This window comes from Loktanella sp. F6476L (assembly GCF_023015725.1).
Taxonomy (GTDB): Bacteria; Pseudomonadota; Alphaproteobacteria; order Rhodobacterales; family Rhodobacteraceae; genus Yoonia.
In genome coordinates this window covers 68,224-80,524 of sequence record NZ_JALKAR010000003.1, presented here as the reverse complement: position 1 = coordinate 80,524, position 12,301 = coordinate 68,224, and the positions used below count along the sequence as shown (strand labels likewise).

11 protein-coding genes are annotated in these 12,301 nt (G+C 56.4%); 3 read left to right on the top strand and 8 right to left on the bottom strand.

What is annotated here, in order from left to right; all coding sequences use genetic code 11:
- Position 1 precedes the first annotated feature (1 nt).
- On the top strand, positions 2 to 466 hold the full coding sequence (locus tag MWU61_RS08205) for a rhodanese-like domain-containing protein (protein WP_247127827.1): 465 nt from the start codon (positions 2 to 4) through the stop codon (positions 464 to 466).
- Positions 450 to 1,286, top strand: coding sequence for a PHB depolymerase family esterase (locus MWU61_RS08200; protein ID WP_247127826.1), 837 nt, complete (start codon positions 450 to 452; stop codon positions 1,284 to 1,286). The genes MWU61_RS08205 and MWU61_RS08200 overlap by 17 nt, the downstream gene beginning before the upstream one ends.
- 1 nt (position 1,287) lies before the next feature.
- On the opposite strand, the gene mdoH is transcribed toward MWU61_RS08200, so the two are convergent.
- The 8 genes from mdoH to MWU61_RS08160 form a co-directional block, all read right to left on the bottom strand.
- Entirely contained in the window at positions 1,288 to 3,186 is a 1,899-nt protein-coding gene (mdoH, locus tag MWU61_RS08195; RefSeq protein ID WP_247127825.1) for a glucans biosynthesis glucosyltransferase MdoH, read from the bottom strand.
- A complete protein-coding gene (locus MWU61_RS08190; protein ID WP_247127824.1) occupies positions 3,174 to 4,694 on the bottom strand; it encodes a glucan biosynthesis protein G in 1,521 nt (506 codons plus the stop codon). The genes mdoH and MWU61_RS08190 overlap by 13 nt, the downstream gene beginning before the upstream one ends.
- Positions 4,691 to 5,914: an OpgC domain-containing protein gene (locus MWU61_RS08185; protein ID WP_247127823.1), complete on the bottom strand. Its 1,224-nt coding sequence runs from the start codon at positions 5,912 to 5,914 to the stop codon at positions 4,691 to 4,693. The genes MWU61_RS08190 and MWU61_RS08185 overlap by 4 nt, the downstream gene beginning before the upstream one ends.
- 24 nt (positions 5,915 to 5,938) lie before the next feature.
- A complete protein-coding gene (locus MWU61_RS08180; RefSeq protein WP_247127822.1) occupies positions 5,939 to 7,312 on the bottom strand; it encodes a tetratricopeptide repeat protein in 1,374 nt (457 codons plus the stop codon).
- 149 nt (positions 7,313 to 7,461) lie between these two features.
- Positions 7,462 to 8,643, bottom strand: a complete 1,182-nt coding sequence (locus MWU61_RS08175; protein ID WP_247127821.1) for a CoA transferase — start codon at positions 8,641 to 8,643, stop codon at positions 7,462 to 7,464.
- Positions 8,643 to 10,256 carry a thiamine pyrophosphate-binding protein gene (locus tag MWU61_RS08170; RefSeq protein WP_247127820.1) on the bottom strand — a complete coding sequence of 538 codons (1,614 nt, stop codon included), beginning with the start codon at positions 10,254 to 10,256 and terminating at the stop codon, positions 8,643 to 8,645. Before MWU61_RS08170 ends, MWU61_RS08175 begins: the two co-directional genes overlap by 1 nt.
- Before the next feature lie 28 nt (positions 10,257 to 10,284).
- The gene (locus tag MWU61_RS08165) at positions 10,285 to 10,749 is read right to left on the bottom strand and encodes a DUF302 domain-containing protein (RefSeq protein ID WP_247127819.1); all 465 of its coding nucleotides are present in this window, start codon (positions 10,747 to 10,749) and stop codon (positions 10,285 to 10,287) included.
- 77 nt (positions 10,750 to 10,826) lie between these two features.
- Complete coding sequence (locus MWU61_RS08160; protein WP_247127818.1) at positions 10,827 to 11,681, bottom strand: DMT family transporter; 855 nt, start codon at positions 11,679 to 11,681, stop codon at positions 10,827 to 10,829.
- Positions 11,682 to 11,837: 156 nt separating this feature from the next.
- Here MWU61_RS08160 and MWU61_RS08155 point away from each other — a divergent pair, with 156 nt between their 5' ends.
- On the top strand, positions 11,838 to 12,290 hold the full coding sequence (locus tag MWU61_RS08155) for a TerB family tellurite resistance protein (protein ID WP_247127817.1): 453 nt from the start codon (positions 11,838 to 11,840) through the stop codon (positions 12,288 to 12,290).
- The last annotated feature ends 11 nt before the right edge of the window (positions 12,291 to 12,301 follow it).

Genomic DNA, 12,301 nt, shown 5'->3' with positions numbered 1-12,301 from the left:
CATGGACAGACGTGCATTTCTTGGGGGCGGGGCTTTGGTCCTTTTATCCGCTGGTGGTTTTGTTGCCGCCGACGGGCAAAACCTGTTCTACTCCGCAATTACCGAAGATTTCCCGGGTGGTATCCTCACGGCCCCAGAGGCGTTTGATCAGACCGCGCGCGGTGAAATCACGCTGATCGATATCCGCCGTCCTGATGAATGGGCGCGGACGGGATCGGGGGAAGGCGCGCACCGGATTGATCTACGCGACGATGATTTCGCGGCGCGTGTCCAAGCAGCGGCCGGCGGCGATCTGAACGCGCCCGTTGCGTTGATTTGCGCCCGTGGCGTGCGGTCGGCACGGGTATCGAACCAACTGATACAAGCCGGTTTCACCAACATCATCGACATTCCCGAAGGGATGTTAGGCTCGGCCGCAGGGCCGGGATGGATCGCGCGAGGATTGCCGCTTGTCACAGATAACTAAAGGCGCTGCAGCGCTGTGCTTGACGCTTGTTGGGTCAACGGCACAGGCTGGGTGTGGCCCCGACCCCGATCCATGCGACGTGCCTTTGGGCACCTATCACATCGCGCTGCCTGACACCGCGAATGGTCCAATTCCCGCGCTGATGTTCTTGCACGGTGCAGGCGGGTCCGGCACGGGTTCGACCCGGTCTGGGGGCATGGCCGACAATTTAAACAGCCGCGGTTACGCCGTCATTGGCCCGAACGGTTTGCAGCGCGAGAACACGCGTTTTGGCCCCGGTTGGTCGTTTCACCCCGATCGTCTGCAACAACGCAACGAAATGGCGTTTCTGCTGCAAGTCGCTGAAGACGCGGCTTCGCGGTTTGGGGTGGATCGCGATGCGATCATCCTTGGTGGGTTTTCGATTGGTGGTTCCATGACCAGCTATATCGCCTGTGACGATCCGACCGCGTTTGCGGCCTATGCGCCCGTTGGGGGCAGCTTTTGGCGACCGCACCCTGTGGATTGCGCTGGGCCGGTTCAACTGCTGCATACGCATGGCTGGAAAGACAAAACCGTGCCGCTAGAAGGCCGTCCGTTGGGGAATGGCACTATCCTGCAAGGGGATGTGTGGCATGCAATGGGCCTGTGGCGCGCGGAAAATGGGTGCGATGGACTGCGGGCCGACACCTTTGACACATCAGGTGATTTTTGGGTGCGAACTTGGGAGGAATGCGATGCGGGCACGGCGCTTGAATTCGTCTTGCATCCCGGCGGTCACGGTATTCCGCGTGGTTGGTCAACCTACATGCTAGACTGGTTCGAAGCGCTGTCTGATTGATCTATTCAGCGGCGATGCCATTTTCAGGCGTCGCCAGCACAGCTGCAAAACGCTGCCGTTCCGCCATTGCCACGCGGATGATGCGAGGGGCATTCAGGTGCTCGGGCGTCCCCATTTGCCGACCGGACCAGCCTTTCGCACCAAGGTTCACACCACTCAGCGCCGACAGCGGCACAGCGCCAATTAGGCTGATCGCAATCGGCAAAAGCCAGAGCGTGACAAGACCTTGGGTCATGCCCGCGATCATCGCGGCCCCCATGATCGTTTCAACGATGTGGAATTTGATCATCACGCCAAGGCTATATGTGCCGCCCCGTCGTTGCTGAGGGTTCCACTTCTCCTGATATCCGATCGCTGTGCGAAGGACTGCAATCGTCTGCTGCACCATCATGATCGGCGCGTACAAAATCGACAGCATGATCTCGGCGATCAAAGACCCCAAAAACTGGAACAGCCCGCCCATGTCGCGCATCGTGATGCCCGAACGTGACGCCGCAGCGGCGCTCATCAGTTTGGGCGCCAGCAGCATTCCGTACATAAATGCCAAGATCGCGAGCGAATTTGCGGTCGACATAACCGGCCAGCTCACCTGCGGATCAAAGCCGGAAAAATAGCGGATCGCATTTGTTTCTTGGCCATTACCGACCAGCGCCCACACCAGCAGCAAGGCGAACCATGCAGGCGACATCAGGTAACCCATAGCGCCGCTGATTAAATGAAACCGCGACACGGCGTGAAATCCACGGGACCCCAGCAAACCAAGATGCTGCAAGTTGCCCTGACACCAGCGACGGTCGCGTAGGACATAGTCAATCAACGTCGCTGGGACTTCTTCATAGGACCCGCCGATGCGCGGCAAGAACCGAACAGACCAGCCAGCACGACGAAGTAGCCCCGCTTCGATAAAGTCGTGGGATAGGATCAAGCGCCCGTTGCCCTTACGGTTTTTCACCTTTGGCAGACCGGCGCAGGACGCAAACGCGGCCGACCGGATGATCGCGTTATGCCCCCAGTAGTTGCCTTCGCGGTCGGTCCATTTGGCCAAACCTTCGGCCAACGCAGCGCCATAAACGCGGTTCGAAAACTGCTGGACGCGTCCGAAAACGGACTGTGCGCCGAACAATGTCGGGAACGATTGGATCAACCCAGCCGAAGGATCACACGCCAACGCATCGGTCAGGCCGATAATCGCTTCGCCAGCCATCAAGCTGTCGGCGTCCAGCACCAACATGGCGTCATACGCGCCGCCCCAGTTTTCGATCCAGTCGGCCAGATTGCCGACTTTACGATCCACGTTTTCGATACGGCGGCGATAAAAGACTTCGCTGCCAAGACCCATTTGGGCGCGCAGTGCCAAAAACGCGCGTTCTTCTTGGTCCGCGATCACGGGGTCACGCGTGTCGGACAGGATGAACAAATCAAAGCTATGAACGTGTTTTTGTTCGTCCAAGGCCTGCAACATCGCGGCAGCGTTGCCGAACACGTCCGCGGTATCTTCGTTATAGACGGGGATCAGCAAGGCGACCTTCATCGCGGGCACCGGACCGTCATGCGCAATGCGCGGGCGGGCCCACAGCAAATTCGCCACGCCAAGAAACGACGTACTGACCGACAGTGCGATCCAGAAAAATGTGAAGGCGATCAGGGCGATCACGACCCCTTCAAAGGCCGAAAACCCGTCCATCGCGAACCAGTCCGTGAAGGCAGCGATTAACGCGCAAGTTGCTGCGATTGCTGGCAAAAACGTTGCTGCCCGCCACCAAACTGTTCGTGACTTTGCCGTGCCCTGCGCAGGGGCGGTCGCATCCCGATAGGGCTGATCCAGTGACTGGATCGGCATCGCGCGTGCAGCTTCGGATGGCATCCATCCGGCTTGGTTCTGGCGGTCTAGATCGTCCATCTATAAAGCCATACCTCGCTGACAGGAGTGCCGTTCACATGCATTTGCGCCCGCATTTCCACGGCTTGCGCGTCGCCCGGCAATAGTGAAAAGGCAAGCCGTACGCCGCCAGTGCCAGGATTGCGCTGCAATATTCCTGGCGAAATCTCTCCGGTATTTGACCTGATCGTCAGGCTGACCTCGTCCAAGTCGTCAGGCAAATCCGGATGATCCGTAAAATCGATGGCAAAGACGGTTTTGACCTGGTCGAACCCTTTCCCAACGCGGGTGTTCGTCACGCGCGCCACCTCTGGCAGACCTGTCGGTTCGTCGCCCCACGCCATCGTGTAGCTGAAGCGATGCTCGGACCCCGTCATCAACGGTTCAGACGGACGCCAGTATGCGACGATGTTATCATAAATTTCCTTGTCCGCTGGAATTTCAACAAGTTCCACAACGCCTTTTCCCCAACCGTCTTTCGGGGTGATCCACAAAGACGGACGGCTCTCGTAATGGGCTTCAAGATCGGCGTAATCGTCTGCAGTCCGGTTCCGCTGCATCAGGCCAAAGCCCTGCGGGTCCATATCGGTGAAAGACGACACCTGCACGCGGGTCGGATTCGCCAATGGCCGCCATATCTTTTCGCCGTTACCGTTCAGGATCAGCAAACCTTCGCTGTCATGCACGGCGGGGCGGAAATCATCAAAACGGTTCCGGTTCGTTTCATCAAACAAGAACATTGACGTCAGCGGACCGACCCCGACATGCATCAGATCAACACGCGGAAACAGCGTTGCGTCGACCTCCATTACGGTCGATTCACCAACGTCACCATGACCAATGCGGAAGGTGTAGGCACCCGTCGTAGACGGCCCATCCAGCAGGGCATGCACGACGTATTCGGTATCGCCGGGCTTCGCGGCTTCGATCCAGAACTTCGTGAAATCTGGGAATTCTTCGCCATTCGGATCGCCCGTGCGCAAGGCAAGACCACGCGCGGATAGACCGTAGGTTTGACCGTTCCCGATCGCGCGGAAATAGGACGCACCTTGGAAGACCACAAACTCTTCAAAAATATCAGGTCTGTTCAGCGCGGCACGCAGACGAAACCCAGAATAACCCATCGTATCGCCAATCGGCAGATCTGGGAATTCGTCGGTAGTATCAAACAGGTTAATGTCAAAGCCAAGCGTCTTGGCCATACCGTCCTCGACAAGGTTCACCTGCGCGGGACGCGGGACATAAAGGCCAGCGTTGAACAGGTCCATTTTCAGCGGACGATCTTCATCGACCCAGATACCGTTGCGCGGATCGAACCAGATGTGGGCAAACTGATCATAGGTCAGATCAAGCCATTCCTGCGGGATTTGCGGCACAGGTTCATACGCAGATTGGGCCAGCGTGCGGGCCATATCGACGACAGTGTCGGGCGTGAATGGGGCCTCCGCAATAACCAATTCAGGCTTCGCCCATGCGGGACAAGCGGCGGCAGCGGCCATGCTGGCAAGAAGAGCGCGTCGTGAAATCATCCTGTTGCAGACTTTCTCCAAGGTTGGCTTTTGAACCAAGCGGCGGTGTAGGCGATGAACACTAAGAAGGCCCATCCCAGAATATTTCCGGCAGCGACCATCGTGTGTGACTTGAAGGCCGTGACATCATCAGCCGTCGTTCCTGTTTCAGTAAGGATCGCCCCTACAAAAATCGAGAGCATCATCGACACGATAAACACGGCAAGCGATTGTTGGCCGACTTTCGTCAGCAACGCGATCAGTCTTTCGCCGATCCTTGCAAACACGTTACGGCCCGTGACGATCAAACGCCGTCCACCATCGCCCGCAACCGCATAGGCGAGGTAAGCAAGCGCCAGAAAATGGGTGTAACGGGCTAGACCGAAATCGGTTTTTGTCACCAAATGCGGATTGGCACGGCGCCAATCACCGGCCCAGCTAAACCCCCATTCGCGTATCGCGACGTGCGATAGCGTCATCATGCCAAGCACGATAATCGCAGCGATCGTCACTAGCACCACGTTCACTGGTGGGCGTGGAATCCAACCGCGCACCAGCGCGAAACCTGTGAAAAACACCAATTGCCAGGCGAACGGGTTAAAAAACCACGGCCTATCGCTCGTCAAAGAGGCGGGAAGGGATACGGCAAATTGTTCAATTCCAAGCATCATCATGATGCGTGTTTGCGCAATAAACCAAAGGGCTGCACAGAACGCGAAAGCCAGACCAACATGCACCGACGCCAGCCCCATAACGATCGGCATCATCAGCAGGATGGCAATATACATCGGCAGAATGTCGAAATAGTTCGGAACATAGGTCAAGGTCAGTAACCCGAACAGGTGGTCCTTGGTGCCGTTGAAAAACTGACCAAGATTCAAACTATTCACGTAGTTCTTTTCGAACCCGAAACTGTCGAGCGCGATCAGCATGAACGCCAAAGCGAAGAACAAACAGATATGCGCCCAATAGACCTGCCAACACCGGAAAAGCACCCGCGCGGTGCCCAAAACCCAGCCGCGACGGTCATAACTCCCGCCAAACGCGATGGCTGATGCCATGCCCGAACAGAACACGAAGATCTCTGTCGCGTCTGAAAATCCGAAACGACCGGGAATCCAGTCGCCCCAGAAATTTCCGGGCGTGTGCGACGTGAAAATGATCAACATCGCAATTCCGCGATAAAAATCGAGCCGCGGATCGCGCACGCGTGGGGGCATTGAAGAAGAGGCAGTGGCCATCAAAGGGTGTCCTTGGATCCGGTTTTATTGGGCCGGAAAACGGGCAGCAACACCAGCGGCGGCACGGCCCTTTGAAATCAAGGACCGGCGTGCAGCGGCATAGCCATCTTCGTGGCCATTCCGACGCATCGTACGGGCGGCAAGGATGTCTTCGGCTTCGTCCAAGTAGCCAGCGCGAATACCACTGTCGATAGTTAATCGTTCAAAAACATCACGCTGGGCATGTGACCCACCGGCATCTTGCATGGTTTTGCGCGCACGGGCGAGATTGACGAAGGCTTTGTCAAATTCTGCCTCGCCAAAGGCCTCCAGCCCAACGGCCGCGGCAACGCCGGGCGCAGCCATGGCTTTTTGCATGTCGTTTTTGCTCTCGGATGCATCGCGGTGCAAACGTCCCAAAAGCGTCGCGATCTCGGTTTCGCGGTTGTCGCCAACAAGGGCGAGCATGTAGTGCAGATCAGCAAAGATCAGACAGCCATCTTCAGTACGGTTCGCCGACAGATCAGCCAGTTCTTCCCAGCGATCACCGACATTGACCCCGTCCAATTCCAACCGAGACAGGAGCGATGTCGCGTTAGAAATATCGCGGTAGTCATCCGTTTTGTCCTGACGGATTTCACGGTCATACAGGTCCAAAACGGTTTCATGCTGGCCCAGATCCAAGTGCATCAACGCCTTGTGCCACCACACGTGGTAGCGGAAGTTGTTACAATGGGACCACGCGTTTTCACGCCCTGTCAGCCATTCGATCCCGCCTGCGGCATCCGCTGTCATATCATGGACGTGGGCAACCGCGTGCAATCCCCACGCATCGTCAGGCGAAATCAGCATACCTTCGCGACCAACCGACTTCGCGCGGGAATAATCGCCGGTTTCTTCCAACGCAAAAGCGTAGCACCCCATCAAATACCCGCGACCCGGATGATCAGGACCATAAGCAGGCATCACCTTTTCCAGCATCTGGCGCATGCCGACGTTATCGCCGACGACAAAACGTGTGGCGTGATCAAGTTTGACTGCAAGAATATCGTCCGGCGCTGCAGCAATGATGGCTTCAAAATGAACCAGCGCGGCCTTTGGTTGTCCAACAACCCAACAGGCCAATGCGTCAATGAAATGCTGTTCTCTGGTGCTGACCGGCGTGGCTTGCGCGGCGGCACGGGCGGCGGCGAGCGCTTCAATCGCGGTTTCCATCAACTCGCGGCGCCCCAAAAGCGTGTAGAACATCCCCTTCACGGCCTGCGCTAACGCAAAATCGGGTGCCGCCTTCAGCGCGTCACCCAAATGAACAGGCGTTGCAGCGCCGTGCGCCAAAAACGCCAATTGTGTCTTGTTCCACGCGTCCAAAGCGGGGCCCGCAGCCACGGTCGTTGTTTGGCCAAAAATATCCTGCGTCATGCGTTCGTCCCGTTCTACAAAAAGATACTACACGGACACGCCGCGCTTCTGTTAAGTCTGACATACAGGGTGTGCAGCAAGATTTAATCTCACAGACCCGTGAATAACGGACCTGTTATCTCGATGACAGTGGGTAAGTGATTGTTAAATCAGCGTTTCGGCTGAATTTCGCCTAAAACGTGTTCTGTGTCCTGCCCAAAATGCGGGGGCGGGCGGCGATAGGTTACAGGCGTTTTCGACAATTTCAGGGGATTCCCGATGACCCGCACTTCACCGTCTTTCGTATCTTCACACGGAATCGTCGCGATCATGTCGCGGGCTTTGACCTGATCACTGCCAAAAACCTGATCCAACGTTTGCACAGGACCAACAGGCACTTTGCGTTCCTCGAGCCCCGCAATCACGTCATCCATCGGCAATTCTGCCAAAAGTGGAATGATCTTCGCGAGAAGACTGTCACGGTTTTCAATGCGCGCCGGATTGGTTGCATACAGCGGATCATCGGCCAGATGCGCGACGTTCAGGAATTCGCAAAACCGGCGAAACTGGCTATCGTTTCCGACCGCTGCAATCACATGGCCGTCGTTGGTGGCAAAAACCTGATAGGGCACGATATTCGGATGACCGTTGCCGCGTCTCTTCGGCAATTCACCGGTCGTCAGATGGTTGACGCCTTCATTGATCAGCCACGCGATCTGACTGTCGACAAGGGCGACGTCGATATGTTGGCCTTCACCGGTTTTGTCGCGGTGACGTAGCGCCGCCAAGATCCCGATGGTCGCGTACATGCCGCACATCACGTCAGCGATCCCAACACCAACCTTCATCGGCTCTCCGTCCGGCACACCAGTCAGGGACATCATGCCACCAAAACCTTGCGCCATTAGGTCGTAACCGGGTTTGTTCGCATTCGGTCCGGTTTGACCGAAGCCAGAGATCGAACAATACACGAGACCCGGATCATTCTCGAGCATCGTCGCGGCATCAAGCCCGTATTTGGCAAGCCCGCCGGGTTTGAAATTCTCAATGACAACATCACATTCGGTGGCCAATGCGCGGATTGTATCTTGGCCTTCGGGTGTTGCGATATCAACGGCCACGGACAGCTTGTTACGGTTCGCACACATAAAATACGCGCTCAGGTCAGTTGGTTCACCATCCAAACCTTCGGCGAAAGGCGGCCCCCAACTGCGCGTATCATCCCCGCCAGTACCTGGGTTCTCAATCTTCAACACTTCAGCGCCAAGATCACCTAATAATTGCGTACACGTCGGACCCGCCAAAATACGGGTCAGATCAAGGATACGCAGACCATCCAGTGCACCCGCCATCAGATACGTCCATCATATGCATGTTTGTCGATCACAGCCGCGATCAACGTGTAATTGTCAGCTGTTTGTGCCGCCTCCAACGCAGCGCGTAGTTCCGCCCTATTTGTTACAGTTGCACCATGTCCGCCAAACGCGCGCCCAATGGCGGCATAGTCATGGCCCCTGAAATCAACGCCATTGTTGTCCAGCTTACGACCGCGTTGTTTCAAATCAATTAACGCGAGCGATTGATCGACAAAGACGACGAAAATCGTGTTCTGGGCATTTTCAGCCGCAGTAGACAGATCACCAGCCACCATCAGCAAACCGGCATCGCCAGAAAAACTAACCACAGTACGCTCAGGCGCGGCGAGTTTGGCCCCAATGGCAAGCGGAACCGCACATCCCATCGTGCAAAGCGCGGTAGATTGCAGCAAGGTTCGCGGGTCGGCGCATTCCCACATCTGTGACAGCAAAATCCGGTGCGCCCCACTATCAACGGTCGCAATCGTGTCCATCGGCAATACGTCGCGGCATTCAGCAATCACAGCGCCGGGCCCCCATTCTTCATCACGAGGAAACGCGTCGAAAAGCGCTGTCTTAACGTTCGCAATTTCACCGTCTGGCCACGTTGTGCAAGGCGGAATGCCTTCGGACAAGGCGGCAAGCGTAGCCCCCGTATCGGCAATAAAACTGAGCGTGGCTTGATGCATAAAGTGATGGTTGGGCGCTGCCGTAATATCGATGACATTCGTCACCATCGGATCCCACGCATTCTGCCAACCCGGTCGCATTTCAATGGGATCATAGCCGACACAAATGATCAGGTCGGCCTCGTCGACGAAAGGCAACAAGTGTTTGTCGGCCAACGGCGACAGGCCAGCACCGCCTAGGCAAAGCGGGTGATCTTCAGGCAAAACACCTTTCGCCTTGTAGGTCGTGATGACAGGAACACCGTGGATTTCGGCAAACGCACGAAGTGTTTCGGTGGATTTGTCTTTGATAACATCCAAACCCACAATCATCACCGGACGGCTGGCCTCGGCAAGCCAATCGCGTGCGGTGCTCAAATCGGTTCCGACGGGAACAACTTCACTCGCGACAGCGCGGCGGAATGGTGCAGGCACGGCAGGGGCGTCAGCAACCGAGATCGGTACGTCGATATGCACGGGGCCAGAACGCCCTTCGGTCGCGATACCAACCGCTTTTTCGGCCATAATCCCGGCGGCAGCAGCATCCAGCGTGAACGTCGCCTTTGTGATCGGGTCGAAAACCTTCCGATGATCAAGCACTTGGTGCGTATATTGTTCGGCTTCAGCGGCATCAACGCAGCCCGTTAGCACGATTAATGGCACACGATCCTGTTCCGCGTTCGCAACAACGTTCACGCCGTTCATCGCCCCTGGGCCAACGGTCGCGACCAAGATCGCAGGCGCGCCGTCCACGTGATGAACACCTTCGGCCATAAAACCGGCAGCATTTTCGTGCCGTGCCAGATGAAACTGAATGCCAGCAGCTTCCAACGCGTCGATCAGCGTCAAAACTTCACCACCGGGCATGCCGAATGCGCGCCGGCACCCTGCTTCATACAATCGACGGGCAAGCACATCAGCGGCGCGCAAAGTCTCGGTCATGTTGTATCCTTGAACTGTTTAGAATGTCTTAGCGGGCGGCGGTGGCAATCGCCAGAAAAATGGCGTCCAACTCGGTCGCTGCGGCCAAGAGATCGGGATCGGCGTCATCGACATAGGGGGCGAACACAAACGAAGGTGTCTTATAAGACAGGGCCGCCGCGCCATCTTCTGTCTCGGTAAGGTAGAACCGGATCGGGGCTTCGATCATCGCAGGCGTGGACAGGTTCAGGATGCGGACGGCGAACAGATTGTTGAAAACACCGACAACACGGTTGTTGGGGATCGTGATGCCACGGTTCGCAGCGGCCCCAGTCGGGCCCGCTTGGGTCACGACGGCCATCTGATTGGCGCTGACAGCTTCGCGTAGATCGCTCAGCAGCACATCAAAAGGTTTGTCACTATCCATAACAACCCAACCATCGCGCGAGGTCACGGATTGGGCCATCGCAGAGGCGGACCAGAGGGCAAGTATCGCAATCAAAATCAAACGCATCGGGACATCCTTTGTTATCAGGCCTCTTGCATCCATCACTTCGTGCGTTTGGTAAATTCACGTTTGCGACAGATCGCTTATTTCGCGCGGCCCGCCGCCCAGATAGATCCAGCACCAGCGGTGATAATCACGGCGAGGCCTAACAAGGCAATTGAATCGGGCCATTCGCCAAAGAACAGGAACCCAAACACAGTCGCGATGATGATCTGGCTATAGATCAATGGGGCGATCACAGATGCCTCTGCCGCGCGATTTGCGTGCACAAGCAACAGGTTACCGATAGCCGATCCCATCGCGCTGATCGTGATGAAACCGACAAAGGGCAACGTCAATGACGGCAGCGGCGCGATCGCGAGCGGGGCCAAGACAATGGAACCGATGACAAGCTGCGAAAACAGCAAAAATCGTGGGCGGTAAGATCCAGCCAACCACCGCGTCGCGACAAGGTAGCTGCCGTGGAAAACGCCAGCCAACAACGCAAACCCAAGGCCCGGTGTCATCCCAAACCCCGGCTTCACAACCAACAAAACGCCGCCAAAGCTGACCAACAACAGAACCGTGCGCGGGATCGTTACCTTTTCCTTAAGGAATATGGCAGACAATGCATACGAAATAATCGGCCCAACGAAGAAACCGCCAAACACGGTCGCCAGCTGTTCGGTCTTCAGCGCAGTCAGGATTGACGCGATGCCGCCCGCGATCAGGCAGGCGCGGAACATTAATGCAGGTTTCAGCAAAAGCCGCATTTCACCTTTTTGAAGGCCTACGACTGGAGCAAGAACGATGGCCGCCAAGGCAAAACGGGCCCACGCTACGAAAAACTGTGAAAATCCCGCGCTAGTCAACATCCGACCGGCCACATCACCTCCGACGATCAAGATCATCGCACCGACAACCATGGCGACCACACGAAGCTGAAATGAACCGGTCATGTTTTATCCTTCAAAATCAGCTGCACACTCTGCTTTGACCCGACCGTGGTCAAGCGCCCTTCGTACTGCGTCAGACGCAAAACCCCGATGGTTTGGGGGCTAGCCCCCAAAGCGGCGCACGGCTAGACTTCGTTAACGACATTCCGGAGCTTCACCATGTTCGATCGCATTTTGTCCATGTTTCATAAAGAAACCAACGTCACCAAGCTGCCAGAGGCAGATGCACAGCATGCGCTGGGGGCTTTGTTAGTGCGCGCGGCGAAAATCGACAAAGCGTATCTTTTTGAAGAAATTGAACAGATCGATGACGTTTTGGCGCATCGCTACGGATTAAACCCTGTTCAGGCCGCGAAAATGCGGGCCGAATGCGAAAAACTGGAAGAAGCGATGCCAGACACCGACGCTTTGTCGACCATCTTGCATGACGCGATTAGTCTCGAAGAACGCGAAGCCACAGTTGCGGCACTTTGGGCTGTTGTTTTTGCGGATGGCGTTGAAGCGGAAGCAGAAGATCAACTTTTGCATCAAGTAGAAGCAATTTTGGGCGTATCACCCGACGTCAGTAAAAAACTGCACGATGCCGCAATGGCAGCCCGCAATCAGGGCTAGAACGCGCACTG